Origin of the sequence: Pseudoxanthomonas composti (assembly GCF_004122095.1) — a bacterium.
Taxonomy (GTDB): domain Bacteria; phylum Pseudomonadota; class Gammaproteobacteria; order Xanthomonadales; family Xanthomonadaceae; genus Pseudoxanthomonas_A; species Pseudoxanthomonas_A composti.
The window spans coordinates 209,242-234,270 of sequence record NZ_SAWZ01000006.1 but is presented as its reverse complement, the minus strand read 5'-3'; the positions used below and the strand labels follow the sequence as shown (position 1 = coordinate 234,270).

General features: G+C 69.0%; 21 protein-coding genes and 1 pseudogene. 9 read left to right on the top strand and 13 right to left on the bottom strand.

The window, feature by feature from the left end:
- Window positions 1-453: 453 nt before the first annotated feature.
- Complete coding sequence (locus EPA99_RS13025; RefSeq protein WP_129471658.1) at window positions 454-1,443, top strand: LysR substrate-binding domain-containing protein; 990 nt, start codon at window positions 454-456, stop codon at window positions 1,441-1,443.
- Window positions 1,440-2,402 carry a transaldolase gene (locus EPA99_RS13020; protein ID WP_129471657.1) on the top strand — a complete coding sequence of 321 codons (963 nt, stop codon included), beginning with the start codon at window positions 1,440-1,442 and terminating at the stop codon, window positions 2,400-2,402. The genes EPA99_RS13025 and EPA99_RS13020 overlap by 4 nt, the downstream gene beginning before the upstream one ends.
- 226 nt (window positions 2,403-2,628) lie before the next feature.
- On the opposite strand, the gene EPA99_RS13015 is transcribed toward EPA99_RS13020, so the two are convergent.
- From EPA99_RS13015 to EPA99_RS12980, 8 genes are all read right to left on the bottom strand, one after another.
- Window positions 2,629-3,705: a protein-glutamate methylesterase/protein-glutamine glutaminase gene (locus EPA99_RS13015; protein ID WP_129471656.1), complete on the bottom strand. Its 1,077-nt coding sequence runs from the start codon at window positions 3,703-3,705 to the stop codon at window positions 2,629-2,631.
- Window positions 3,706-3,733: 28 nt separating this feature from the next.
- Window positions 3,734-4,540: a CheR family methyltransferase gene (locus EPA99_RS13010; protein WP_129471655.1), complete on the bottom strand. Its 807-nt coding sequence runs from the start codon at window positions 4,538-4,540 to the stop codon at window positions 3,734-3,736.
- 12 nt (window positions 4,541-4,552) lie between these two features.
- The gene (locus EPA99_RS13005) at window positions 4,553-5,827 is read right to left on the bottom strand and encodes an EAL domain-containing response regulator (protein ID WP_129471654.1); all 1,275 of its coding nucleotides are present in this window, start codon (window positions 5,825-5,827) and stop codon (window positions 4,553-4,555) included.
- A gap of 38 nt (window positions 5,828-5,865) precedes the next feature.
- Window positions 5,866-6,399 carry a chemotaxis protein CheW gene (locus EPA99_RS13000; RefSeq protein ID WP_129471653.1) on the bottom strand — a complete coding sequence of 178 codons (534 nt, stop codon included), beginning with the start codon at window positions 6,397-6,399 and terminating at the stop codon, window positions 5,866-5,868.
- Window positions 6,400-6,408: 9 nt separating this feature from the next.
- On the bottom strand, window positions 6,409-8,331 hold the full coding sequence (locus EPA99_RS12995; RefSeq protein ID WP_241688383.1) for a methyl-accepting chemotaxis protein: 1,923 nt from the start codon (window positions 8,329-8,331) through the stop codon (window positions 6,409-6,411).
- Window positions 8,332-8,378: 47 nt separating this feature from the next.
- The gene (locus EPA99_RS12990) at window positions 8,379-10,370 is read right to left on the bottom strand and encodes a methyl-accepting chemotaxis protein (RefSeq protein WP_129471651.1); all 1,992 of its coding nucleotides are present in this window, start codon (window positions 10,368-10,370) and stop codon (window positions 8,379-8,381) included.
- Window positions 10,371-10,514: 144 nt separating this feature from the next.
- A complete protein-coding gene (locus tag EPA99_RS12985) occupies window positions 10,515-12,602 on the bottom strand; it encodes a chemotaxis protein CheA (protein ID WP_129471650.1) in 2,088 nt (695 codons plus the stop codon).
- A 12-nt stretch (window positions 12,603-12,614) separates the two neighbouring features.
- Window positions 12,615-12,932 carry an STAS domain-containing protein gene (locus EPA99_RS12980; protein ID WP_129471649.1) on the bottom strand — a complete coding sequence of 106 codons (318 nt, stop codon included), beginning with the start codon at window positions 12,930-12,932 and terminating at the stop codon, window positions 12,615-12,617.
- A gap of 146 nt (window positions 12,933-13,078) precedes the next feature.
- On the opposite strand from EPA99_RS12980, the pseudogene EPA99_RS12975 reads away from it, so the two are divergent.
- Window positions 13,079-13,651: pseudogene (locus EPA99_RS12975) on the top strand (type 1 glutamine amidotransferase family protein).
- Between the two features lie 117 nt (window positions 13,652-13,768).
- Window positions 13,769-14,902 (top strand): MBL fold metallo-hydrolase, encoded by a 1,134-nt coding sequence (locus EPA99_RS12970; protein WP_129471648.1) that lies wholly within the window; start codon window positions 13,769-13,771, stop codon window positions 14,900-14,902.
- A gap of 182 nt (window positions 14,903-15,084) precedes the next feature.
- Here the strand turns inward: EPA99_RS12970 and msrA are convergent, their stop codons facing one another.
- Together msrA and EPA99_RS12960 are read right to left on the bottom strand one after the other, a co-directional pair.
- Entirely contained in the window at window positions 15,085-15,756 is a 672-nt protein-coding gene (gene msrA, locus EPA99_RS12965; RefSeq protein ID WP_129471647.1) for a peptide-methionine (S)-S-oxide reductase MsrA, read from the bottom strand.
- A gap of 14 nt (window positions 15,757-15,770) precedes the next feature.
- Window positions 15,771-16,052: a putative signal transducing protein gene (locus EPA99_RS12960; RefSeq protein WP_129471646.1), complete on the bottom strand. Its 282-nt coding sequence runs from the start codon at window positions 16,050-16,052 to the stop codon at window positions 15,771-15,773.
- A 274-nt stretch (window positions 16,053-16,326) separates the two neighbouring features.
- Here EPA99_RS12960 and EPA99_RS12955 point away from each other — a divergent pair, with 274 nt between their 5' ends.
- From EPA99_RS12955 to rlmM, 4 genes are all read left to right on the top strand, one after another.
- Entirely contained in the window at window positions 16,327-18,072 is a 1,746-nt protein-coding gene (locus tag EPA99_RS12955; protein ID WP_129471645.1) for a glutamine--tRNA ligase/YqeY domain fusion protein, read from the top strand.
- 143 nt (window positions 18,073-18,215) lie between these two features.
- The gene (locus tag EPA99_RS12950; protein ID WP_129471644.1) at window positions 18,216-18,590 is read left to right on the top strand and encodes a hypothetical protein; all 375 of its coding nucleotides are present in this window, start codon (window positions 18,216-18,218) and stop codon (window positions 18,588-18,590) included.
- A 24-nt stretch (window positions 18,591-18,614) separates the two neighbouring features.
- Entirely contained in the window at window positions 18,615-19,175 is a 561-nt protein-coding gene (locus EPA99_RS12945; protein WP_129471643.1) for a nucleoside deaminase, read from the top strand.
- A 25-nt stretch (window positions 19,176-19,200) separates the two neighbouring features.
- Window positions 19,201-20,253 (top strand): 23S rRNA (cytidine(2498)-2'-O)-methyltransferase RlmM, encoded by a 1,053-nt coding sequence (rlmM, locus tag EPA99_RS12940; protein WP_129471713.1) that lies wholly within the window; start codon window positions 19,201-19,203, stop codon window positions 20,251-20,253.
- Window positions 20,254-20,394: 141 nt separating this feature from the next.
- On the opposite strand, the gene EPA99_RS12935 is transcribed toward rlmM, so the two are convergent.
- Window positions 20,395-21,498: a Gfo/Idh/MocA family protein gene (locus tag EPA99_RS12935; RefSeq protein ID WP_129471642.1), complete on the bottom strand. Its 1,104-nt coding sequence runs from the start codon at window positions 21,496-21,498 to the stop codon at window positions 20,395-20,397.
- Between the two features lie 165 nt (window positions 21,499-21,663).
- Between EPA99_RS12935 and EPA99_RS12930 the strand changes: the two genes are divergently transcribed.
- Entirely contained in the window at window positions 21,664-22,383 is a 720-nt protein-coding gene (locus tag EPA99_RS12930; protein ID WP_129471641.1) for a hypothetical protein, read from the top strand.
- Window positions 22,384-22,612: 229 nt separating this feature from the next.
- Here EPA99_RS12930 and EPA99_RS12925 read toward each other — a convergent pair whose 3' ends face one another.
- Both EPA99_RS12925 and ubiH read right to left on the bottom strand, forming a co-directional pair.
- Window positions 22,613-23,797, bottom strand: coding sequence for a UbiH/UbiF family hydroxylase (locus EPA99_RS12925; protein ID WP_129471640.1), 1,185 nt, complete (start codon window positions 23,795-23,797; stop codon window positions 22,613-22,615).
- A complete protein-coding gene (gene ubiH, locus EPA99_RS12920) occupies window positions 23,794-25,002 on the bottom strand; it encodes a 2-octaprenyl-6-methoxyphenyl hydroxylase (protein ID WP_129471639.1) in 1,209 nt (402 codons plus the stop codon). Before ubiH ends, EPA99_RS12925 begins: the two co-directional genes overlap by 4 nt.
- Window positions 25,003-25,029 lie beyond the last annotated feature (27 nt).

Here is a 25,029-nt window from a genome sequence, read left to right as displayed (position 1 = left end):
GAGTTTTCCGGCGGGTTTTTTTGTGCCGTAAGTTGAGGCGTTGGCGTTGGCGTGGGCGCGTCGTCTCGGATCGGGATAGGACGCGGTGCGGCCACGTCGTTCGGTTCGCGGCGATGGTGGGTGAAGAGGCGTCATCCACACACGGCGCTCGGTGGGCACGTCGGCACGGTCCTGGGCTTGGCGGCGATGGTGGATGAAGAAGCGTCATCCACCCTACTGACCCGCCGTCAGGAGGTCCGTCCCTTTGCCGGGGAGAATTTATCGATTGACGGCCACGGGCTTGTAGCCTTGAATGATCGACCACATCAATGAGCTTGGCAGGCGTTCGAAAAGACATGCGCTGGACCGCCGAAACGATGTGGCGGCGCAGTCGCCAGGCGTGGCGCGAGCGACCAAACCCCGCGCGAGCCCAGTTCAACGGCACTTCGATCCTGGCCCATCCCCGGAACCGCCATGAATCTACGCGACCTCAAATACCTGGTGGCCCTGGCCGACCACAAGCACTTCGGCAAGGCCGCCGCCGCCAGCTTCGTCAGCCAGCCCACGCTGTCCACCCAGATCAAGAAGCTGGAGGACGAGCTGGGCGTGTCGCTGGTGGAGCGCGCCCCGCGCAAGGTGATGCTGACGCCCGCCGGACGCGATGCCGCCGACCGCGCGCGCCGCATCGTGGCCGAGGTGGACCAGATGAAGGAAGCCGCCCGCCGCAGCCAGGACCCGGAGGCCGGCACGGTGCGCCTGGGCATCTTCCCCACCCTGGGCCCTTACCTGCTTCCGCACGTGGTGCCGCTGATCCGCGCGCGCTTTCCGGAGCTGGAACTGCTGCTGGTCGAGGAGAAGAGCGATGAGCTGCTCAACCGCCTGCGCGAGGGCCGCCTGGATGCCGGCCTGCTGGCGCTGCCCGTGCACGACGACCAGTTGCATGCCGAGTTCCTGTTCGAGGAACCCTTCCTGCTGGCCGTACCCGACCGGCATCCACTGGCCCGGCGCGATGCGCTGACGCTGGAGGAACTCTCCGAGCACAAGCTCTTGCTGCTGGAAGACGGCCACTGCCTGCGCGAGCAGGCGCTGGAAGTCTGCCGCCTGTCCGGGGCCAACGAAAAATCCGAGTTCCGCGCCACCAGCCTGGAAACGCTGCGGCAGATGGTCGCGGCCAATGTCGGCATCACCCTGTTGCCGAGCCTGGCGGTCAAGCCGCCGGTGGCGCGCTCGGACAGCATCCACCTGCTGGGTTTCAGCGACTCGGCGCCGAGCCGGCAGATCGCCATGGTCTGGCGCCGCAGCTCGGCCATGACCGGTTTCCTGTCCAGCCTGGCCGAGGTCTTCCGGCAGCTGCCGCCGGACCTGTTTTCCACCACGGACACACCGATGCAACGCGCCGTGGTGTCCAATGCCGCACGACGTTCATCCCCCGCATCATCTTCTGCACGGAACAAACGCTCATGACCGCTCCTTCCAAACTCCAGCAACTGCGCGACCTGTCCGTGGTCGTGGCCGACACCGGCGATTTCGACGCGATCAAGCGGCTCAAGCCCGTCGATTGCACCACCAATCCGACCCTGGTGAAGAAGGCGCTGGACCTGCCCGTCTATGCCGACCTGATCGATGAGCAGATCGAGTGGGCCAAGGGCCAGGGCAAAGTCAACGACACGCTGGTGGCCGAGGTGGTCGATCGCCTGACCGTGGCCGTGGGCGTCAAGCTCGCCGGGCTGATCCCCGGGCGCGTGTCCACCGAGGTCGATGCCGACCTGGCGCACGACGTGGAGGCCACCGTGGCCAAGGCGCGCAAGTTCATCGCCATGTACGCCGAGCATGGGGTGGACAAGAGCAAGGTGCTGATCAAGGTCGCCTCGACCTGGGAAGGCATCGAGGCCTGCCGCCAGCTGCAGGCCGAAGGCATCGACTGCAACTGCACGCTGATCTTCAACCCCACCCAGGCCCTGGCCTGCGCCGAGGCCAATGCCTTCCTGATCTCGCCGTTCGTGGGCCGCATCCTGGACTGGTACAAGGCCAATGGCCAGGCGCCGGCGAACATCGATGAGGACCAGGGCGTGAAGTTCGTGCGCGGGGTCTACGACACCTTCAAGCGTCGCGACATCAAGACCGTGGTGATGGGCGCCTCGTTCCGCTCCACCGAACAGATCGAGGCGCTGGCCGGCTGCGACCGGCTGACCATCTCGCCGGATCTGCTGGAAAAGCTGGATGCCGACCACGGCGAGCTGCCGCGCAAGCTCTCGCCCAGCCAGCCCGATGGCGCGCCGGTTACGCCGATCACCGCCGAGCAGTTCGCCGCCGACCTGGCTGCCGATCCGATGGCCACCGAGAAGCTGGCGACCGGCATCGACGCCTTCGACAAGGATCTGCAGGCACTGCGCAAGACCATCGCGGATCGACTGGCGGGCTGAGCCTGCTTCAAGACTCTAGCGCGGCGCTCGTATCGCGAGCGCTGGCGCGGCCTGAAGGACCGCGAAAGCGCTTGTGAGAGCGGCTTTGGCCGCGAAGGGGCTTTGCCGGGAAAGCCTCTTCGCGGCTGAAGCCGCTCCCACAAAAAGCCGCCCCACTGAAGCCGCTCCACAAGGTTCGCTTCTACCTTGCGGGTTGCACTGCTCGGTCGGTGGGCTATGCGCGGCGCTAGGTCATCTGCTGGCCGATCTCACGCGCCATGGCGTTGAGCGGCAGGATCTTCTCCACACCGCCGCGCTTGATCGCCTCCTTGGGCATGCCGAACACCACGCTGCTCTGCTCGTCCTGGGCCACGGTGTGCGCGCCGGCCTGGCGCATTTCCAGCAGGCCCACTGCGCCGTCATCGCCCATGCCGGTCATGATGATGCCCAGCGCGTTGCCGCCGGCGGCACGCGCGGCCGAGCGGAACAGCACGTCCACCGAGGGCCGGTGACGGTTTACCGGTGGCCCGTCCAGGACCTCGACGAAGTACTGCGCGCCGCTGCGACGCAGCAGCATGTGCTTGCCGCCTGGCGCGATCAGCGCGCGTCCGGGGACCACGCGATCGTTGTTGGCCGCCTCCTTGACCGAGATCTGGCACAGGGTGTCCAGGCGCGCGGCGAAGGCGGCGGTGAACTTCTCCGGCATGTGCTGGACGATGACGATGCCCGGGCAGACGCGCGGCAGCGCGGTCAGCACTTCTTCCAGCGCCTGGGTGCCGCCGGTGGAGGTGCCGATGGCCACCACCCGCTCGGTGGTCTGCGAGAGCGGCCGGTTGCCTTGGGCGGGCAGGATGACGTCCGCGTTGTGCTTGGTCTCGGCCTTTACCGCCGGTGCGGCCGGGCGCGCGGACAGGCGCTTGAGGTTGGCGCGCGCGGCGCTCTTGACCGTGGCGATCATCTCCTCGGCCGAATCTGTGAGGAACTGCTTGAGCCCGAGCTTGGGCTTGGTGACCACTGCCACCGCGCCGGCGGCCAGCGCATCCATGGTCACCCGCGCGCCCTTCTCGGTGAGCGTGGAGCAGATCACCACCGGGGTCGGGCGCTCGCTCATGATCTTGCGCAGGAAGGTGATGCCATCCATCTTGGGCATCTCCACATCCAGCACGATCACGTCCGGCCACTGCTGGCGCATCTTGTCCATCGCCAGCAGCGGATCGGCGGCAGCGGCAATGACCTCGATGCCCGGCGCGTCGTCCAGCACGGCCACCAGCACCTGGCGCACCACCGCCGAGTCGTCGATGACCATGGCCTTGACCGTATTCATGCCCAGCTTGCTCCCGGCACGTCGGCCTTCATGGTTTGCGGTACACCGACGGCGCGATCTGCACCACGTCGTTGCTGATTTCGTTGAGGCTCTCGGAGTGACCGATGCACAGGAGGCCGCCGCGCTTGAGCGCGCCCAGCACCCGGCCCACCACTTCGCGCTTGGTCTGCCCGTTGAAGTAGATCATCACGTTGCGCAGGAAGATCACGTCGAACTGGCCCAGGCTGGGCAGCGGCGCGTTGAGGTTGGCATGCAGGAAGCTCACCCGGTCGCGGATGCGGCGATCGATCAGCATGGTGCCTTCGTAGTCGCCGCGGCCGCGCAGGCAATAGCGCTTGAGCATGTCCTGCGGCATCTGCTCCAGGCGCAGCAGCGGGTAGTGCCCGGTGCGGGCCTTGGCCAGCACGCGGGTACTGATGTCGGTGCCGACCACCTCGAAGGGACGGCCCTGCAGGGTGTTGTCCAGCACCATGGCCATGCTGTAGGCCTCCTCGCCGCTGGAGCTGGCCGCGCTCCAGCTTCGGAACGGGGTGCCGCCACTGTGCGCGGCTGCGGCGTTGCGCAGCACCTCGAAGTGCCGGGGCTCGCGGAAGAAGTAGGTCTCGTTGGTGGTCAGCAGGTCGATCGCGGTCTGCACCTCGGCACCGCCCTCGCGGCTTTCCAGCAGCTGCAGGTACTGGCCATAGGTCTGCAGCGAGTTCGCCCGCAGGCGCTTGCCCAGGCGTCCGCACAGCATGGCCTTCTTGGCCGGGGTGATGGTGATGCCGGCCGCGTCGAAGATGAAACGCTGGAAGCGGCCGAATTCCTGCTCGGTGATGGTGTTCTGGCTGGTCATGGTGTGGTGCGGTCAATGAGAAGGGGCGTTGGCGCCACCGGGCAACGGGCCGTGTTCCTGCAGCTGGCGCTGGTGTTCCAGCAGCCAGGCGTGCAGTGCGCCGCCGGCCAGCGGGCGCGACAGCAGGTAGCCCTGGGCGACATCGCAGCCCAGTTCCTGCAGCAGGGTCCAGTCCTCCACCGTCTCGATGCCTTCGGCCACCGAGCGCAGTTCCAGGCGCTGGGCCAGGTCCAGCGCCGACTCCAGCACGGTGCGCAGGTTGCGGCTGCGGTGCGCGCCATGGACGAAGCTGCGGTCGATCTTCAGTTCGGTGAACGGGATGCGGGTCAGCTGCTGCAGCGAGGAAAAGCCGGTGCCGTAGTCGTCCAGGGACAGGCCGAAGCCCTGCAGGCGCAGGCGCGCCAGCATGCCCAGCGCGCTGCCGGACACCAGCGAGCTTTCGGTGATCTCCAACACCACCTCCGACGGCGACAGGTCGTGCCGGCGCACCAGTCCCAGGAGTTCGTCCAGCAGATCCGCGTTCTGCAGCATGCTCGGCGACAGGTTCAGCGCCAGGGTCAGGGCGAACCCGGCCCGCTTCCAGGCCGCCAGCCGCGCCATCGCCTGGTCGGCCACGCCAGCGGTCAGCGCGTGGATCAACCCCTCGCGTTCGGCCACGGCGATGAAGCGGTCGGGTGCGATCGGCCCGAGGCTCGGGTGACGCCAGCGCGCCAGCGCCTCCACGCCCCCCACCCGCCCGCTGCGCATGTCCACCTTGGGCTGGTAGGCGACCTCGATCTGGCCGCGCTGCACGGCTTCGCGCAGCATCTGCGCCATGGTCGACTCGCCCGGGGCCTCGGCTGTCTCCGGCGCCCGCGCATGCGGTACCGGTGCCGGCACTGCGTGCGCGCGCAGCACGGCCTCGAACTGTGCGGCGCGCAAGGGCTTTTCCAGACCCGCCAGCACCTGCAGCCCGTTGTTGCGACCGACCTGCAGCACCGAGTCGATCAGCCCGGGGCCCCGCTGGGATGCCACCACGATAGGCACGCGCACGCCACAGCGGGCCAGCGCATCGAGCAACTGCACGCCGTCCATGCCGGGCATTTCCAGATCCACGATCATCAGCCCCAGCGGCGGGTCCTGGGCCGCCCGTGCCAGCGCGGCGTGGCCATCGGCCGCGCCTTCCACCGCCGCCGCGCCCATGGCCAGGCACAGGGCCAGCGCATGCTCGCGCTGGACCTGGCTGTCATCGACCACCAGGACCGTGCCGAAACGGTGCAGAGCGGAGGTTTGAGGGGCTGTGGGCATGATGAATCCGTTGCGACGCGGTGACGCGCAAAGCCGCCTCAGGCGGCGATGCTCTCTTCCAGACGATGATCCAGCGCGGCCATGCTGGCGAACTCCTGGGGCGCCAGCACCGCATCGGCGGCCAGCAGGATGACGAAACGCTCGCCCACCTTGCCCATGCCGTGGATGAAGTCGCGGCGAATCCCGGTGCCGAAGGCCGGCGGCGGGGCGATGTCGGCGGTGGCGATCTCCAGCACTTCGCTGACCGCATCCACCAGCAGGCCCAGCACCTGGCGCTCATCGCCACTGGCCACCTCGATGATGACGATGCAGGTGCGCTTGCTGACCTCGCTGGGCGCACGGCCGAAGCGCTGCTGCAGGTCCACCACCGGCACCACCGCACCGCGCAGGTTGATCACCCCGCGCAGGGCCGGCGGCATCATCGGCACGTCGGTCGGCGTGCGGTATTCGATGATCTCCTTGATGCCCAGGATGCCGACGCCGAACATCTCCTTGCCCAGCAGGAAGGTCAGGAACTGGTCCGTCGGCAGATCGCTGGCGTCGGACGATTGGGGGGAAGCGGAAGCAGTCATGGCCGGGCCTCAGAAGGTTTCGAAGTGGGCTTCGTCGAGCGACTCGCCCAGCACCACATGGCCGCCGGCCACGCGCGCGTACGGCTTGTGCGCGGCCTGCGCACCGCCGCGGCCGCGGACGCTGCTGCCCGGGCGCCGCGCCGCCGGCCTGGCGGTCGGATCGGCATTCACGCGGAAGAAGCTCATCAGCTGCTGCAGTTGCTCGGCCTGGGCGCTCATCTCCTCGGCAGTGGCGGCCAGCTCCTCGGAGTTGGACGCGGCCTGCTGGGTGGTCTGGTTGAGCTGGCCGACCGCGGCATTGATCTGGCCCACGCCGGAGGTCTGTTCCTCGGACGCGGCAGTGATCTCCTGCACCAGGTCGGAGGTGCGCTTGATCGAGGGCACCATCTCATCCAGCAGCTTGCCGGCATTCTCGGCCAGTTCCACGCTGGAGCTGGCGACATCGCCGATCTCCTGGGCGGCGACCTGGCTGCGTTCGGCCAGCTTGCGCACTTCCGCCGCCACCACCGCAAAGCCCTTGCCGTGCTCGCCGGCGCGCGCCGCTTCGATCGCCGCGTTCAGCGCCAGCAGGTTGGTCTGGTAGGCGATGTCGTCGATGATGCCGATCTTCTGCGCGATCTGCTTCATCGCCTGCACGGTGGCACGCACCGACTCGCCGCCATCCAGCGCCTGGTTGGAGGCCTTGGTGGCCATGCCGTCGGTGATCTTGGAGTTCTCGGTGTTCTGCGAAATGGAGGCGGTCATCTGCTCCAGCGAAGCACTGGTTTCCTCCACGCCTGCGGCCTGCTCGCTGGCGGCCTGGCTCAAGGCCTGGGCGGTGGCGCTGACTTCCTCCGAAGCGCTGGCCAGTGCCTCGGCGCTGCCGTTGACCTCGCCGACCACCTTGGACAGGCGCGCGATGGTGTCGTTGACGTAGTTCTTCATCTCCGCGTAGGCGCCGTCGTAGTGCTTGTCTATGCTGCGCGTCAGGTCGCCTTCGGCCAGGCCGCCCATCACCCGCACCACGTCCTGGATGCTGTCGCCGGTGGTGGTGGCCAGCTCGTTCAGGCCCTGGCCCATCTCATGCTGGAAGCCGGACAGGCCATCCAGCGCGACGCGCTCGGAGAAGTCGCCACGGTTGGCCGCCTGCACCACGCGGCGCTGGCCGTCGATCACCAGCTTCAGGCGCTCGACCATGGTGCGCATGGCATACAGCGCGCTGTCGTTGTCGTTGCCGCGCACCGCCACCTGCAGGTTCAGGTCGCCCTGGGCCACCTTGTTGGCGATCTCGGCCACGTAGGCCGGCTCGCCGCCGAGCAGACGGCTCAGAATGCGCACGATCACCACCGAGATGACCACGCCGAACACCACGCAGACGCCGATCACCGCGAAGATCCAGGCGCGGGTGCTCGCGTACAGGGCATCGCCCTGGGCGCTCGCATCCTGGCCGCCCTTCACATTCAGCTCGACCAACTTGTTCAGCAACGCCGACGCCTGCTCGTACACCGCCTGCTGCTCGCCGTTGAGAAGCGCCATCGCATCGTTGGTCTTGAGCGCGCTCGAAAGCGCTATCGCACGATCATGCAGGGACAGGTAGCTGTCGTACTTCTTCTGGAAATCCTGATACATGGCGCGCTCTTCCGGCGACGAGATCAGGTTGACGTAGTGATCCCGATTGTCACCGTAGTCGGCCAGGATCCGCTGCATGACCTGTTCGAAGCGCGCCATGTCCTGCGGATCCTCGCTGATGACGTGCTGCAGCTCGGCCACCCGCAGGTCCGAGGCATTGGTATTCATCTGTTGGATGTAGCGGATGCTGGGCATCCAATTCTCCGCCAGGTCGGTGGAGGACTGATTGACCTGGGCCAGCTTGACGCTGGCGAAGATTCCCATGCCCAGCATCATCAGCAGCACCAGGCCGAAGCCGATGCCGATGCGCGTACCGATCTTCATGCGCTTGAACATTGTGTGTCTCGTATGTGGAGTTGCAGAGGTGGAGGTCAGAACGTTTCGAAGTGCATCTCATCCGGCGCCGTCGCCAGGGCCAGACCGGTGTCGATCACCCCGGGTCTGCGTGGGGGCGCGCTTCGGCGAAACTGAGCGGGTACCGTCGTCGAACGCCGAGGCGCCTGAATCTGATTGATGCGGAAAAAGCTCATCAGCTGCTGCAACTGCTCGGCCTGGCCGCTCATTTCCTCGGCGGTGGCGGCCAGTTCCTCGGAGTTGGCCGCGGCCTGCTGGGTGGTCTGGTTGAGCTGGCCGACGGCGGTGTTGATCTGGCCCACGCCCGAGGCCTGCTCCTCGGAGGCGGCGGCGATCTCCTGCACAAGGTCGGAGGTCCGGCGGATGGAGGGCACCATCTGGTCGAGCAGCTTGCCGGCGTTCTCGGCCAGCTCGACGCTGGACTCGGCCACCTGGCCGATCTCCTGGGCGGCGACCTGGCTGCGCTCGGCCAGCTTGCGCACTTCCGCGGCCACCACCGCAAAGCCCTTGCCGTGCTCGCCGGCGCGCGCCGCTTCGATCGCCGCGTTCAGCGCCAGCAGGTTGGTCTGGTAGGCGATGTCGTCGATGATGCCGATCTTCTGCGCGATCTGCTTCATCGCCGTCACCGTCGAGCGCACCGCATCGCCACCTTCGGCAGCCTCGCGCGCGGCCTTGGCGGCCATGCCATCGGTGACCCGGGCGTTCTCGGTGTTCTGCGAGATCGAGGCGGTCATCTGCTCCAGCGAAGCGCTGGTCTCCTCCACGCCCGCGGCCTGCTCGCTGGCCGCCTGGCTCAGCGACTGGGCGGTGGCGCTGACCTGCTCGGAGGCGCTGGACAGGGCGTCGGCACTGGTGCTGACCTCACCGACCACCTGCGCCAGGCGCGCCACGGTGGCGTTGATGCTCTCGCACAGCTCCTTCAACTGGCCCTGGCACTGCGTATCGGCCAACCGGGTCAGGTCGCCGCCCTCGATCGCCTTGAGCACCGCGCGGGCCTCGTTGAGCGGGCCGATCACCGCGTCCAGGGTCAGGTTGATGCCGTCGACGATGCGCCTGAAGTCGCCATGGTGCTGGCTGGCATCGGCGCGCACGCCCAGGCGGCCGGCCGCCGCCGCCTCGGCCAGCAGGCTGGTATCGCGGATCAGCGCACGCAGGTTGGAGCGCACCTGCTCGATGGTGTCGTTGATGAAGGCCTTCTTGCCCGGGAAGCGCTCCAGCGGCGCCTCGAAGTTGCCGCGGCCGAACTCGGCCACGCAGGCCATGGCCTGCTTCTTGACCGCGATGTGGCCGGCGACCATGCGGTTGATGCCCTCGGCCATGCTGCGGTAGTCGCCCTCGAAGCGCTGGCTGTCGATGACCACGTCGATGTCGCCGGCATCGTGCTGGGCGGACATGTGGTTCATCTGTGCGATCAGGCCCTGCAGGTTGCCACGCACCTGCTCGATGGTGTCGTTGATGAAGGCCTTCTTGCCCGGGAAGTTCTCCAGCGGCGCGTCGAAGTTGCCGCGGCCGAACTGGGCGATGCAGGCCATGGCCTTCTTCTTGGTGGCGATGTGCTCTCCCACCATGCGGTTCACGCCCTCGGCGATGACCTTGAACTCACCCTCGAAGCGGTGGCTCTCGATCACCACGTCGATGTCGCCGGCATCGTGCTCGCGCGACATGCGCACGATCTCGTCGTTGACGCGGCGCACGCTGGTCTGCACCTGGCGCAGCGCCAGCAGCACCTCGCAGGCCTGGTCGTTGGAGATGGTCGGCATCACCACCTCGAAGTCGCCCTTGGCAAAGCGCGCCAGGCTGGTGGTGGCGATCCGCAGCGAGCGGGTGATGGCATGGACGATGTAGGCCAGCACTGCGGCGGCGAGCACCGTGGCGGCCAGGCTCACGGCCAGGGTCTGCCCGGCCGGCAGGCCGAGCGCGTACCCGCAGGTGGCGGCGGCCAAGGGCAGCGCCACGGCGATGGCCGCGCCGAGCCACAGCTTGGAGGACAGCGAAAGGGAGTTGGACATACCGATGTACCTGTACGGATGGTCATGAGCCCCGCCGACGGGCGGGGACCGGGATGGTGAGGAACGACTGGAAACTGCTCCAGGCGTGGGGCCCGGCTTGCACAGCGATAGAACAATGCGGGACCGGTGCGTCCCGCCGGCGGCTCAGGCCGCCAGCGATTCGACGCCGGGTTGCAACTGGCTCAGCAGCGAGGGCACGTCCAGGATCAGCGCGACACCGCCGCTGCCGAGGATGCTGGAACCGCTGATGCCCTTGACCTGGGCAAAGACCTTGGAAAGCGGCTTGATCACGGTCTGCCACTCGCCCAGCAGCGTGTCCACCACCAGGCCGAAGCGTTGCGAGCCCTGGCGGATCACCACGATGCTCTCGCGCGCCGGCGGCGCACCGGCGATGGCGAACAGCGAGCGCAGGCGCACGTAGGGCAGCACGTTGCCACGCAGGTCGATGTATTCGCCCTGGTAGTTGTGCGCGAACTCCACGCATTCCTCGACCACGTCCAGCGGCAGCACGAACACCGACTTGCCCACCCCGACCTGGAAGCCATTGATGATGGCCAGGGTCAGCGGCAACCGCACCGAGATGGTGGTGCCGACGTCCTGCTGGCTGCTGATGTCCACGCTGCCGCGCAGCGCGGTGATGTTGCGCTTGACCACGTCCATGCCCACGCCGCGGCCGGACAGGTTGGTGACCTTCTCGGCGGTGGAGAAGCCCGGCTCGAAGATCAGCGCGAACACTTCGCGGTCCGAGAGCTGGCGGCCCGGCTCGATCAGGCCACGTTCCAGCGCCTTGGCCAGGATGCGATCGCGATTGAGACCGCCACCGTCGTCGCTGATCTGGATGACGATGCTGCCCGAGTCGTGGAAGGCGTTGAGCCGCACCGTGCCGCGCACCGGCTTGCCGCGCTCCAGGCGCACCTGGGCCGGCTCGATGCCGTGATCCATGGCGTTGCGTACCAGGTGGGTCAACGGGTCGGCGATCTTCTCCACCACCGACTTGTCCAGCTCGGTGTCCTCGCCGTTGACCACCAGGGCGATATCCTTGCCCAGCTCACGGGCAACATCGTGGACCACGCGGTGGAAGCGGCTGAAGGTGCCGCCGATCTTGACCATGCGCAGCTGCAGCGCGCTTTCGCGCACTTCTTCCACCAGGCCAGCCAGGATCGAGGTGGATTCGAGCAACTGCGCATCGCCGGTGCGTTGGGCGTTGGCGCCGGTGCTGGCCACGGCGATGATCAGTTCGCCGACCAGGTCGATCATGCGGTCGAGCTTGTCGGCATCGACGCGGATCGAGCCGCCTTCGCCGCGCGCGCCCGCGGCTGCCGCCTTGGCGCCGCCGGCGCTGGCCGGTGCCGCCGCCGCGTTGGAAGCCGCAGCGACGCCGGGGGCCGGCTCGATGACCGCGGCCACCGTGGCGGCTGCGGTCTCGAAGCCAGCGAAGTCCTCGGCGCTGGCCTGGCTGGCGGGCTCGGCCACCAGCAGCGGCAGGTCCAGGTTGGCCGCATCGCCGTTGGGGTCCACCGCCACGATCTGCAGGTCGCAGTCGTCGCGGACGAACTCGAAGATGTCCTCGATCGCCGCCTGCTGCGCGTCGCTGCGCAGCAGGATGTCAAAGCCCAGGTAGCAGGCCTCCGGGTCCAGGTCAGGCAGCGCCGGCACGCGGTCGTGATGGGTGCGCACCGCCTCCAGGCTGCCCAGGCTGCGCAGGCAGCGGATCAGGTGCAGCGGCGAGTTGCCAAAGCGCAGCGCGTCGGTGAACAGCTGCAGGCCAATGCGCCAGTAGCCGGTATGCGCCGGTGCTGCCGGTGCTGCCGGCACTGATGCGGCTGCGACCGGCCCGGCGGCAGGTTGCAGATAGGTCTGCAGGCGCGCCAGCAGCGGCTCGCCCTCGGTCGCCAGGGTGGCTTCGTCGGCCTGGGCGCCGGCGGCGGCTTCCACCAGCGCGCGGATGTGGTCGCAGCAGGCCAGCATCAGCTGGATCAGGTCCGAGTCCAGCGCCACGGCCTGCTCGCGTACCAGGTCCAGCACGCTTTCCACCACGTGGGTGAAGCCCACCAGCTGTGCCAGGTCGAACAGGCCGCCGGAGCCCTTGATGGTGTGGGCCGCGCGGAAGATCGCGTTGACCGCATCGGGGCCGGCTTCGCCGCGCTCGGCTTCCAGCAGGTTGCGCTCCATGTCCTCCAGCAGGTCGCGGCTTTCGGCGATGAAGGTTTGCAGTAATTGGGCCAGGTTCATGTCGCGCTGCCGTCAGTGAAGCGTGGTGCCGCCGACGCGCTCGAAAGCGTCGCCCAGGCCAAGCAGGTCCAGCGTGTCGCCGACCGCGGTGCTGCAGCCATCCAACTGGAATGGCCGTCCCAGTGCGCGCAGTGCCGCTTGCGTCGCCAGCAGCAGCTGCACGCCGGTGGCATCGATCTCGGTCACCTCCTGCAGCTGCAGGCGTAGGCCGCCGGCATGCTCCAGCGCCGGCAACAGCAGCGGCTTGAGTTCTGCGGCGCGACGAATGGTCATGTCGCCGTCTAGGCTGAGCAGCAGCGGGTCCTGGACATCGGGGGAGGTGGTGGGCATGACGGGCTCCGGCGGGAGTGGGCGGGTCAGCCGACGTCACGCCGGAGGGGCGTGGCGGGGCGGTTGCAGTAGGGTTATCGGCGCCGGCGGGAAATACTTAGGGCGTGTGAAGATTTTTTTTACGAAGCTGTCAAGGGGAAAAAGACGTGCCCAAGATTGCGGTGGTGATGGTCGACGGGGTGGCCGACTGGGAAATCGGGGTGGTCCTCCCGGCAGCGCGCGGATGGTTCGGCGATGAGGTGGTCACCGCCAGCATCGACGGCAGGCCCCTGCATTCGATGGGCGGGCTGGCCATCGCGCCGGCATTTGCCCTGTCGGATCTGGCGCCGCTGGACGCGGACCTGTGACTCCTGCCCGGGGGCGAGCGCTGGCAGGCCGGCGAGATTCCCGGCTTGAGCGGACTGCTCGCCGCCCGGCTCGAAGCGTCCCGCCCGGTTGCCGCCATCTGCGGTGCCACCCTGGCCCTGGCCTTTGCCGGGCTGCTGGACCGGCGCCCGCACACCAGCAACGGACTGGCCTTCCTGCAGGATCACGCGGCCACGTACGCCGGCCAGGCCCACTACCGCCAGGACAAGGTGGTGTCGGCCGATGGCCTGATCACCGCCCCTGGCACCAGCCCGGTGGGCTTTGCCTGTGCCTGCCTGGACCTGCTGCATCCGGAGCAGGCCGATAGGGTCGCGCAGCTGCGCGCCATGTTCGCCGGGGAGTTCGCGCCCTAGTCCGCAACGCCCGGGGCGGGACGATCCCCGCATAAGGACATGCCCAAAGGTCATTGGCCTGGAATGCGTCGCTTGCCTAGCGTTCGTGCTCCTTGAGGACTCTGCAGGAACAGCACCATGACGCCATCGCGACCCCAGCCCCGCCCGGCGCTTGGCCGGCGCGCATTCCTCGCCGGGGCCGGGGCCGGCCTGGCATCGCTGCTGCTGCCGCGCCCGGCGCTGGCCGGCACGGCTGCGGCGATCCGCCTGCCACAGCTGGATGCGCTGGAGATCAAGGTGGTCACCGACGGCCTGTCCTACGCGCTGGCCAAGAGCGGCCCGGAGGGCGATGTGGAGGTGATCCGGCCCGGGCACTTCCTGTCGGATACCGCACCGCCGGACAAGGCTCTGATCGGCGAGTTCGGCCTGTCGCTGCATGCGCACTCGCGCCTGGGCACGGAGACACGGCGCGTGCTGATCGACTTCGGCTACACGCCGGAGGCCATCAACAACAATCTGGCGCTGCTGGGCATCGATGTCGCCCAGCTCGACGCACTGGTGCTCAGCCACGGGCATTACGACCATTTCGGCGGATTGGCGGGCTTCCTGGACACGCATCGCGGCGCGCTCAAGCCTGGCATCGCCTTCCACCTGGGCGATGAGGAAGCCTTCTGCGCGCGGCGCTACACCAGCAACGGCAAGGACTACGGCGTCATCGACCGGGCCTCGCTCAAGGCGTCCAACATCCGCGTGGTGTCCTCGGATGATGCGGCGCTGGTGGCCGGCCACGCGCTCAATACCGGCCACATCCCGCAGGCCGGTTTCGAGAAGGTGCTCTCACCGACCGGGTTCAAGGCGGGGTTGGACGCGCATGGCAACGGTTGCCCGGTCGATGCGCTGCCCGAAGACCGCCGCAGCGCCAACGGCACGCCGGACGATTTCCATCACGAGATCGCCACCGCCTACCACGTGCGCGGCAAGGGGCTGGTGGTGCTGACCTCCTGCGGCCATCGTGGCGTGGTCAATTCGGTCAAGCAGGCGCGTGCGGCCTCTGGCATCGACAAGGTGCATGCGGTGATCGGCGGCTTCCATCTGGCCCCGCACAACGAGGCCTATGTCGGCCAGACGCTCGATGGCCTGCTGGCGCTGGACGTGGCCCACATCGTGCCGCTGCACTGCAGTGGCGAGCCGTTCTTTGATCTGGCCAGGGCCAGGGCGCCGGAGCGCCTGATCAGGGCCTATGTGGGCACGAGCCTGAAGTTTTCTGCATGAGGGGCAGGAACGAGTGGAGAGGAACGAGGAACGAGTGAGACGTCCACCGGCGCTGACCGCTCTCTCTCGTTCCTCGTTCCTCGTTCCTCGTTCCTCGTTTCTCGCTCCTGCCATCGATCGACCGCGCGCGGGCAGGCCACCGGCATGGCGCTCAGCGCCCACCCGCCCCCGCGCTCAGCCCCTCAAGTCCCCAGCCCGACCGGACAGCTCACGCCGGTGCCGCCCAGGCCGCAATAGCCATTGGGATTCTTGGCCAGGTACTGCTGGTGATAGTCCTCGGCGAAATAGAACGGCGGCGCCGGGTACACGATCTCGGTGGTGATCTCGCCATAGCCGGCCTCGCGCAGGCGCTGCTGGTAGGCATCGCGGCTGGCCAGCGCCGCGGCGTGCTGCTCGGGGGTGTGGCAGTAGATCGCCGAGCGGTACTCGGTGCCACGATCATTGCCCTGCCGCATGCCCTGGGTGGGGTCGTGGTTTTCCCAGAAGGTGCGCAGGACATCCTCGCGCGAGACCTGCGCCGGGTCGAACACCACCTGCACTACCTCGGCGTGGCCGGTCATGCCGGTGCAGCTTTCCTCGTAGGTCGGGTTGCGGGTATAGCCGCCCTGGTAACCGACCGCGGTGGTGTACACCCCGGGCAGCTGCCAGAACTTGCGCTCGGCGCCCCAGAAGCAGCCCATGCCCACGCCGATGACCTCCATGCCCGGGAAGTCCCCGCGCAGCGGATGGCCGTTGACGAAGTGGACGTTGTGCAGCGGCAGCGGCGTGGAGCGGCCGGGCAGCGCGTCCTCCGGCTGCACCATGCGCTGCTTGAACGCGCCAATGCCCAGCTTGTTGACCAGTGATTCCAGCATGGGGAGTTCCTCGCTCAAACGGGCAACAGGCCCGGGTCGGGTGCATCGCCCGAGATGGGGTCGGCGGCGGCCTCTGGCAAGCCCGACGGCAGCAGCTCCGCCGCTCTCAGCGCCTCAAGGGCCAGCGGCAGGGCCGAGTCCGGCACGCAGACCCGCAGCACCCCGAACAGCGGCAGCTCCCCGCCCGCCCCCAGCAGTTGTTCGCCAAACACGAAGGCCGGGATCTGCGCATCCTCCAGCGCATGGCGCGCCAGGTGGGCATCGAACAGATTGATGGCGCGGTAGGCGACCTGCATGCGCTGTCCTTCGGGCGAGGGGGCTGCCGGCGAGCATACGCCGGGCCTGTGGGCCGCCCCGTGGAGAGCGGCGAGGCGCTGTGGGCGCGGCTTCAGCCGCGAAGGGCTCTACCGGTAAATCTCTTCGCGGCTGAAGCCGCTCCCACACCTACTCCTCCCCCGCCGCTCCGCCCGCAGTCCCTCGCACGGCGATCTCCCATCCCAACGCCGGCCGGGGACACAGGGCCATCGGCTAAACTTGCCGATTCCCCGAGAACGCCCCGCGCCCGTCCCCATGTCCGATACGCCCGCCCTGCCCGCCGACGCCGCACCGGAAAAACGCGACTTCATCCGCCAGATCGTGCGTGAGGACCTGGCCCAGGGCCGGCACCAGGCCATCCGGACCCGCTTCCCGCCCGAGCCCAACGGCTACCTGCACATCGGCCACGCCAAGGCGATCTGCCTGGACTTCGGAGTCGCGGCCGAGTTCGGTGGGGTGTGCAACCTGCGCCTGGACGACACCAACCCGGCCAAGGAAGACCCCGAGTTCGTCACCGCCATCCAGGACGACGTGCGCTGGCTGGGCTTCGAATGGGCCAACCTGCGCCACGCCTCGGACTACTTCGAGGTGCTGTACCTGGCCGCCGAAAAGCTGGTCAAGCAGGGCGATGCCTTCGTCTGCGACCTGTCGGCCGAGGAAGTGCGCGAGTACCGCGGCACCCTGACCGAACCGGGCCGCAACTCCCCGTATCGCGATCGCAGCCCGGAGCAAAACCTGGACCTGCTGCGCCGCATGCGCGCCGGCGAGTTTCCGGACGGCGCCCGCACCCTGCGCGCCAAGATCGACATGGCCAGCGGCAACATCAACCTGCGCGACCCGGCGCTGTACCGCATCAAGCACGTCGAGCACCAGAACACCGGCAACGCCTGGCCGATCTACCCGATGTACGACTTCGCCCACTCCCTGAGCGATGCGGTGGAAGGCATCACCCATTCGCTGTGCACGCTGGAGTTCGAGGACCATCGCCCGCTGTACGACTGGTGCGTGGACAAGGTCGACCTGGTCGGCCATCCGGAACTGCTGCAGCCGCTGCTGGACAAGGGCCTGCCGCGCGAGGCGGCCAAGCCGCGGCAGATCGAGTTCTCGCGCCTGAACATCAACTTCACGGTGATGAGCAAGCGCAAGCTGACCCAGCTGGTGACCGAGGGCCTGGTGGAAGGCTGGGACGACCCGCGCATGTACACCCTGCAGGGCCTGCGTCGGCGCGGCTACACGCCGGCCAGCCTGCGCCTGCTGGTGGACCGCGTCGGCATCTCCAAGCAGAACTCGGTGATCGATTTCTCGGTGCTGGAAGGCTGCCTGCGCGACGACCTGGACGCCAGCGCCCCGCGCCGCATGGCCGTGATCGACCCGCTCAAGCTGGTGCTGACCAACCTGCCCGAGGACCACACCGAGTCGCTGACCTTCTCCAACCATCCCAAGGACGAGGCGCAGGGCACGCGCCAGGTGCCGTTCTCGCGCGAGCTGTGGATCGAGCGGGAGGATTTCGCCGAAGTCCCGCCCAAGGGCTGGAAGCGCCTGGTGCCCGGGGGCGAGGTGCGCCTGCGCGGGGCCGGCATCATCAAGTGCGATGAAGTCATCAAGGATGCCGACGGCCAGATCATCGAGCTGCGCGGCACCCTGGACCCGGAGTCGCGCCCCGGCATGGAGGGAGCCAATCGCAAGATCAAGGGCACGATCCATTGGGTCGATGCCAAGGCCGGCGTCGCCGCGGAGATTCGCCTGTTCGACCGCCTGTTCTCGGTGGCCAAGCCCGATGACGAAAGCCAGGGCAAGACCTACCGCGACTACCTCAATCCGGACTCCAAGCGCGTGGTCGCAGGCTTCGTCGAGCCAGCCGCGGCGCAGGCCGCGCCGGAGACCGCGTTCCAGTTCGAGCGCACCGGTTACTTCGTGGCCGACCGCCGCGACCACACCCCGGGCAAGCCGGTGTTCAACCGCAGCGTGACCCTGCGCGACACCTGGGCCGCGCAGGCCTGAGGCGGGCGGGCCCGCGCTGCGGGACCGCCAGTGCCTGACGCGCGCGTTGTCGCCCGCCAGCGCTCGCGCGCGATGAACACCCGCAGGACGGCCCAGCCGCTAGGATCGCGTCTGATCTCCCCAGCACCGAGGAGGAACCCCGTATGCGCCCGCTGCTGATGGCCTGCTTGTCCGCCTGTCTGATCGCCCTGAGTGCCTGCGCGGCGCCTGCGGCCGCCCCCGAGCCGGCGGCCGCGCCCGCCGCGCCCACCTCCACTGTGGTCAAGGTGGATCGCAGCTGCCGCAGCGATGCCGACTGCACGGTGAAGGACGTGGGCAACTGCTGCGGCATGGCGCCTGCCTGCGTCAACGTCGACAGCCCCACCGACCCGCAGGGCGTGGCGGCCCAATGCCGCGCCAGTGGCCGCATGAGCATCTGCGGCTTCCGGCAGATCACCAGCTGCCAGTGCGTGGCCGGCCAGTGCGCCGACAGCGGCGCCGCCCCCGATGCCCTGCGGCGTCCCGCCACATCTCCCTGACCAGAACACGAGCCGTCCTCCGACATGCTGTACGCCCAAGTCCACCTCACCCTGCCCGCGTGGGTCCACGATGTCGTCGATTCCTCGCGCGTGTATGCCAGCGACGAGGACAAGGTCGCCCTGGCCATCGCCCTGTCGGCGATGAATGTGGACCACGCCACGGGCGGCCCCTTCGGCGCTGCGGTGTTCGGCCCGGACCACCGCGTGATCGCGGTGGGCGTGAACCGCGTGGTGCCGCACGCCACCTCGCTGGCCCACGCCGAAAACATGGCCTACATGCTGGCCCAGCAGCGCCTGCAGTCGCCGCGCCTGAACGCGGTGCTGGCGCCGATCACCCTGGCCACCTCATCCCAGCCCTGCTGCCAGTGCTACGGCGCGACCATCTGGGCCGGCATCGACCGCCTGCTGATCGGCGCCAGCGCGCAGGACGTAGAGGCGCTGACCAGCTTCGACGAAGGCCCGCTGCCGACCGACTGGGTGGGCGAACTGCATCGCCGCAACATCGAGGTCCTGCAGGGACTGCGGGCCGACGATGCCCGCGCCGTGCTGCGACGTTACGGCGAATCCGCCGGCGCGCATTACTGAGAGCTCAGCTGCGATGAATGCCACGTTGAACGGCCTGCTGTGCTACTGCCGCCAGGGGTTCGAGCCCGAGCTCGCCGCCGAGCTGTCCGAGCGCGCCGCATCGGCCGGTCTGGCCGGCTACGCGCGCACCCAGCGCAACGATGGCTATGTGCTGTTCGTCTGCGAGGAGGCCGCCGCGCTGGATGCCGCCCTGCCCTGGCGCGAACTGATCTTCGCCAGGCAGAAGCTGCGCCTGATCGAGGAACTGCGCGCGCTGGACCCAAGCGATCGCATCACCCCGATGCTGGCCGCACTGCCCCGCGATGCGCGCTACGGCGAGCTATGGGTGGAGCACCCTGACAGCGATGCGGCCAAACCGCTGGCCGGCCTGGCGCGCAGCTTCGGCAACGCCCTGCGCCCGGCCCTGCGCAAGGCCGGCCTGCTCAGCGCCAAGGAAGACACGCGGCTGCCGCGCCTGCACGTCGTATTCGTCGACGGCGACCACGCCTTTCTGGCCCAGAGCGCGCCAGCCGATGCCTCGCCCTGGCCGCTGGGCATTCCGCGCCTGAAGTTGCTGCCGGACGCGCCCTCGCGCTCGGCGCTGAAACTGGAAGAAGCCATCCTGACCCTGATGACCCCGGCGCAGCGCGAGCAACACCTGCGCGCCGGCATGACCGCCGCCGACCTGGGCGCGGCGCCGGGGGGCTGGACCTGGGTACTGACCCGCCAGCACCTGCATGTCACCAGCGTGGACAACGGCCCGCTGCGCCAGCATGTGCTGGACACCGGCCTGGTGCAGCACCTGCGCGCCGACGGCTTTCGCTGGCAGCCGGCACAGGCGCTGGACTGGATGGTCTGCGACATGGTCGAGCAGCCGCGCCGTGTGGCCGAGCGCATGGCCACCTGGTTCCGCGAGGGCTGGTGCCGCCAGGCCATCTTCAACCTCAAGCTGCCGATGAAGAAGCGCTGGGACGAGACCCGGCTGTGCCTGGAGCTGTTCGCCGAACAGGCCGGCAAGCCGCTGCAGGTCACCGCCAAGCAGCTGTATCACGACCGCGAAGAGATCACCGTGCTGGCCACCCCGCGCCAGCGCGGCTGAGCCGCGCGCGCCGACCGGATTCGGCGCAGCAAATGCGGCGGAACCTGCTGCGCTGACCTACGTCCGGCGCCCTGCACGACGCCCCGACCGGGGTGCCGACTGCGGGAGCACGCATCCGATCCGCTGCTGCTTCCAGAGGCGCTACAGCACGATCCGCCGCCCACCCTCGGCGGCCGAGCGAAAGATCGCATCCATGATCCGCAGGTCGCGCGCGCCCTCCTCACCGGGCACGCGCAGCGGCATGCCGCGCAGGATGGCCAGCGCATCGTTGTCCATCTGCAGCGCCTGCTGATGCTCGACCACCGCCTCCAGCCTGCGCCCATCGCTGCGCTGCCCGCGCACGCCGCTGTAGCTCTGGAACGGCGCAAGTTCATACCAGCCATCGGCGCAGGTGGCGCGCAGCTGGTTCATGCTGCGGCCGAAGCTGGTGGCGCAGGTGGCCCGCACCTCGTCGGGAAACTCCAGGGTGAAGTCCATGTGCTCCTCGACCTGGTCGAAGATCTCCGCCCGGTCCACGCGGCTCCGCGCGCTCACCGCCAGCGGCTCGGTCCCAACCGTGTAGCGCGCGGCGTTGAGCGGATAGGTACCCATGTCGTACATCGGTCCGCCGCCGAAGGCGCGCGCCAGGCGCCAGTTGCGCGGCTGCAGATCGCCGGCGTCGTAGCCGGCGTACCCGGCCTCGGCCCGCACCTGGCGCAACCGCCCGAACGGCTTGGCGGTGGCATAGCCGATCAGCGTGCGCGTGTTGGGCTCGTGCTGCATGCGATAGCCGATGGCCAGGGCGACCTTGTTGCGGCGGCAGGCCTGGATCATCTGCTGGCACTCGTCGGCGTTCATCGCCATCGGCTTTTCGCACCACACGTGCTTGCCGGCATTGGCCGCGCGCACGGCCAGGGTCTTGTGCAGGTGCGGTGGGGTGATGATGTAGACCACGTCGATGGCCGGGTTGTCGGCGATGCGGTCGAAGCTGTCGTAGCTGTAGACGTTGGCATCGGGAATGCCGTACCGCTGCTGCCAGCGCGGAACCTTGGCCGGCGTGCCGGTGACGATCCCAGCCAGCCGGCAATGCCGGGTGCGCGCCAGCCCCGGCGCGATCAGGCCCTCGGCGTAGCCGCCCAGCCCGACGATGGCCACGCCGAGCTTGCGTTCGGCGGCCTTGCTGTTGGCCTGCCACGGCAGGGTCCACAGCGCGGTCGCACCGCCCAGGCCGGCCAGCAGGCGGCGTCGCGTGGTCGAGATCGTCACGGGCTTGTCCCCTGCGCGGTAGGAAGCCTAAGAGCCTGGCAGCGGCGGTGTCAGCATCCGGTGCATGCCCGTTAACGCCGTTTCGAATCTGCGCACTGCATCCAGGCGCGTCTCATGCCGCGCGCCGACGCCGTGGCATGCTGGCCTTCGTCAAAGGAGAGCGCCATGCAGCCCATCGAACTCAAGGATCCCGCCGCCTTCGGCAACGAATTCCTGCGCCTGACGCTGCTGCAGGGGTTCCAGTCGCTGACCAAGCGCGACCTGGAGCTGCTGATCTTCGTGCTGCTGGAACGCGACGGCGCGCTTTCGCGCAGCGACAGCAACGCCCTGGTGGCGCTCAAGCTGCGGGTCACCCCCGCCAAGGTCAAGGGCCTGCGTCGCGACGGCTACGCCCGCTGGCGCGCCCTGGTGCCGGAGGAAAACGAAGCGGCGCTGCAGCGCATCGTCGCCACGGTCTTGACCGAGGACAACCTGCGCTCGGGGGCAAAGCACGTGAGCGAGCGCAGCCGCAAGGAAGGCTTCCTCGCCGTTCGCGTCGAGCACCCCGACGATGCGCAGCAGTTCGAGCAGGCCATCCTCGATGTCGGCGCCCTGCCCGTCTACGAGCGCAACCGCGAGGTGGTGGCGGTGCGCTTTGACACCCTGCTCAAGATCGCCGAGCGCTGGGGCTACCTGCAGCCAGATCCGGAAGCGGTGACCCGCGAACTGAAGAAGCTCACTCCCACCGCGGATGAAGTGGCCGACCTGCTGAAGAAGGACATCGCCAAACTGCGCTGGGAAGACGCCCGCAACGCGCTCAACAGCCTCGGCGCCAAGGCCATCGCCAGCACCGCCGAGGGCGGCCTGAAGGGACTGCTGAAGATCGTGTTCCCGTTCCTACCCTGAAGCCAGGAGTGAGTGGAGAGGAGTGAGAAGTGAGTGGAAGCAAGGAGTGAGTGGAGAGGAGTGAGGAGTGAGTGGAAGCAAGGAGTGAGTGGAGAGGAGTGAGGAGTGAGTAAAGGCCAAGGCAAAGACGGCGGCTCACTTGCCATCCCCGCAGCCCGCTGCGAGTGGAAGTCAGTCCAAGCGCAGAAGCCTGTGCTGTTGCCCTTACTCACTCCTCACTCCGCTTCGCTCACTCCTTGCTTCCGGCCGCGCGCGACCACAGCAGGCGCGTCAGCGGCGGCAGCTTGCCGGCCAGGCCCAGCAGCTTGCCGCGGGCCAGGGTGGTGTGGAGTTCGTCGTTGGAGAACAGGGTGTTGAGGCCGTCGAAGGTGTAGGCCGCGGCGGTGTTCTCGCTGCTGCGCACGCGCGCCCAGCGTGCCAGGCGATGGGGCGTGGCCCAGTCGGCGCCGCGCGCCTGCGCCTGGCGCACCTGCGCCAGCCAGGCCGAGACATCGCGCAAACCCAGGTTCACCCCCTGCCCGGCCAGCGGGTGCACCACGTGGGCGGCATCGCCCATCAGCATCACCCGGCCGGCTACGTACTGGGTGGCCAGTTGCCGGCGCAGCGGGAACAGCGCGCGCTCCGAATCCAGGCTCACCTTGCCCAGTCGTCCCTCGAAGGCCCGGCCCAGGGCCTGCTCGAAGGCTTCCGGCGGCTGGGTCAGCCGCAGCTGCGCCTCCTCCTGCGGCAGCGACCAGACGATGGAACTGCGCCCCTGCGTGGCCGGCAGGAAGGCCACCGGCCCGCCCGGCAGGAAGCGCTGCCAGGCCGTGTCCTGGTGCGGCAGCTCGGTGCGCACGTAGGCCACCAGCCCGGACTGGCCGTAGTCGTGCGTCTGCACGTCCAGCCCCGCCAGCCGGCGCAGCGTGGACTGCGCGCCGTCGGCCGCCACCACCAGCCGGGCATCCAGCCGCTGGCCGCCCTGCAAGCGCAGGCGCACGCCCGCCTCGTCCTGCTCCAGGCCTTCCACCTCGGCCGGCGCATGCAGCTGCACGCCCGCCTGCGGCAGGGCCGCCCACAGGCGATCGACCAGCAGCCCGTGCTCGACGATCCATCCCAGCTGCGGACGGCCCAGCCTGTCCGCATCGAACACCAGCTCGCCGCCGCCGGCGGCGTCCCACACCCGCATGGCCCGGTACGGCTGCGCCCGCGCGCTGCGCACGGCGTCCCAGACCCCCAGCGACTGCAGCAGCGCGGCGTTGTCGGGGGCGAAGGCGTAGACGCGCAGGTCGGCCTGTTCAGGCGTCCAGCGCGTCGGCGCCCGGCCCTCGACCAGGGCCACCTGCAGCCCCAGCCGTGCCAGCCCCAGCGCGCAGGCCGCGCCGACCACGCCGCCGCCGACCACCACCACCTCCTGCCCCGCGCGCCGGCTCATGCGGCCTCCTCGCGGCACAGCGCCGGCACATGGCCGCGAAAGCCCATGCCGCCGCCGGCCAGCATCGCCTGCACCCAGCTGGCCTGCCCGGCCACCAGCAGCCCCAGGCTGCGCAGCGGCGCCATCAGCGGCACGTCGCTGGAGGTCAACCGCGCCAGGCCGTCGGAGAAGGCCAGCGTGCGCCGACGGTCCTCGCCGCGGCGCTGCAGATAGGTTTCCAGCAACGTGGCGTTGCCGGGGTCGTCGCTGGCCTGGATCAACTCGGCCAGCGTCAGCGCATCGCGCAGCCCCAGGTTGAAGCCCTGGGCCCCCACCGGGTGCAGGGTCTGCGCGGCGTTGCCCATCAGCACCGCGCGCGGGGCGGTCAGGCGCTCGGCCACGCGCTGGCGGATGGCGTAGGCGCTGCGCTCGCCGCTCTCGAAAAACCGCCCCACGCGCCAGCCGAAGGCGTCCTGGATGCGCGCGCACCACTGCGCCGGGGTCAGCGCCGCCACCGCATCGGCCTGGGCGCTGGGCACGGCATGGATCACCCCGTAGTGGCGGTCCCCACGCGGCAGCACCGCGGTCGGCCCGTCGCGGGTCAGCCGCTCGTAGGCGGTCCCGTCGGGGGCGCGCTCGGCGCGCATGCGCGCCACGCACAGGGTCTGTCCGTAGTCGTACTCCTGCGCGCCAATGCCCAGCGCGTCGCGGACCTGGCTGGCGCTGCCATCGGCGCCGACCAGCAGGCGCGCGGACAGCGCTTGGGTCCCGTCGGGGCCGCTGATGCGGATCCGCCGGGACCCATCGTCCAGCCCGGCCAGGGCCTCGAAGCGCGCGGGACGGTAGCGGGTGATGCCGCCCGCCAGGGCCAGGCTGCGCTCCAGCGCCTGGCCGAAATCGCTGGCCACCACGACCTGGCCGAAGGCCTGGCGCCCATAGTCGGCCGCCTCCAGCACGATCCGCCCGAAATCCCCGCGGCGGCTGACATGGATGCGGGCGATCGCCCCGGTCGGGGCCTGCAGCTGCTGCATCACCCCCAGCGCGGTAAGCGCATTGACCGTGGCCGCCGCAAAGCTGAGGTTGCGCTGGTCGAACACCGGCGGCATGCCCTGCCCGCCCGCCGCTTCCACCAGCCCCACGTCCCGCCCGGCCCTGTCCAGGGCGATGGCCAGGCTGGCGCCCACCAGGCCGCCGCCCACGATCACCACATCGTGCTGTTTGCTCATGTGACCAATGATAAGCGCGCCACGGCA

What these genes read in the sequence shown, in the direction of transcription:
- EPA99_RS12980 (WP_129471649.1), bottom strand. Translation starts at nt 12,932, where the DNA reads ATGCCCACCACCTCCCCCGATGTCCAGGACCCGCTGCTGCTCAGCCTA.
- EPA99_RS12945 (WP_129471643.1), top strand. Translation starts at nt 18,615, where the DNA reads ATGCTGTACGCCCAAGTCCACCTCACCCTGCCCGCGTGGGTCCACGAT.
- EPA99_RS13015 (WP_129471656.1), bottom strand. Translation starts at nt 3,705, where the DNA reads ATGAATACGGTCAAGGCCATGGTCATCGACGACTCGGCGGTGGTGCGC.
- EPA99_RS12925 (WP_129471640.1), bottom strand. Translation starts at nt 23,797, where the DNA reads ATGAGCCGGCGCGCGGGGCAGGAGGTGGTGGTGGTCGGCGGCGGCGTG.
- msrA (WP_129471647.1), bottom strand. Translation starts at nt 15,756, where the DNA reads ATGCTGGAATCACTGGTCAACAAGCTGGGCATTGGCGCGTTCAAGCAG.
- EPA99_RS12930 (WP_129471641.1), top strand. Translation starts at nt 21,664, where the DNA reads ATGCAGCCCATCGAACTCAAGGATCCCGCCGCCTTCGGCAACGAATTC.
- EPA99_RS12960 (WP_129471646.1), bottom strand. Translation starts at nt 16,052, where the DNA reads ATGCAGGTCGCCTACCGCGCCATCAATCTGTTCGATGCCCACCTGGCG.
- EPA99_RS12955 (WP_129471645.1), top strand. Translation starts at nt 16,327, where the DNA reads ATGTCCGATACGCCCGCCCTGCCCGCCGACGCCGCACCGGAAAAACGC.
- EPA99_RS13010 (WP_129471655.1), bottom strand. Translation starts at nt 4,540, where the DNA reads ATGACCAGCCAGAACACCATCACCGAGCAGGAATTCGGCCGCTTCCAG.
- EPA99_RS12995 (WP_241688383.1), bottom strand. Translation starts at nt 8,331, where the DNA reads ATGAAGATCGGTACGCGCATCGGCATCGGCTTCGGCCTGGTGCTGCTG.
- EPA99_RS12990 (WP_129471651.1), bottom strand. Translation starts at nt 10,370, where the DNA reads ATGTCCAACTCCCTTTCGCTGTCCTCCAAGCTGTGGCTCGGCGCGGCC.
- EPA99_RS12950 (WP_129471644.1), top strand. Translation starts at nt 18,216, where the DNA reads ATGCGCCCGCTGCTGATGGCCTGCTTGTCCGCCTGTCTGATCGCCCTG.
- EPA99_RS13020 (WP_129471657.1), top strand. Translation starts at nt 1,440, where the DNA reads ATGACCGCTCCTTCCAAACTCCAGCAACTGCGCGACCTGTCCGTGGTC.
- EPA99_RS13005 (WP_129471654.1), bottom strand. Translation starts at nt 5,827, where the DNA reads ATGCCCACAGCCCCTCAAACCTCCGCTCTGCACCGTTTCGGCACGGTC.
- EPA99_RS13000 (WP_129471653.1), bottom strand. Translation starts at nt 6,399, where the DNA reads ATGACTGCTTCCGCTTCCCCCCAATCGTCCGACGCCAGCGATCTGCCG.
- ubiH (WP_129471639.1), bottom strand. Translation starts at nt 25,002, where the DNA reads ATGAGCAAACAGCACGATGTGGTGATCGTGGGCGGCGGCCTGGTGGGC.
- EPA99_RS12970 (WP_129471648.1), top strand. Translation starts at nt 13,769, where the DNA reads ATGACGCCATCGCGACCCCAGCCCCGCCCGGCGCTTGGCCGGCGCGCA.
- EPA99_RS13025 (WP_129471658.1), top strand. Translation starts at nt 454, where the DNA reads ATGAATCTACGCGACCTCAAATACCTGGTGGCCCTGGCCGACCACAAG.
- EPA99_RS12985 (WP_129471650.1), bottom strand. Translation starts at nt 12,602, where the DNA reads ATGAACCTGGCCCAATTACTGCAAACCTTCATCGCCGAAAGCCGCGAC.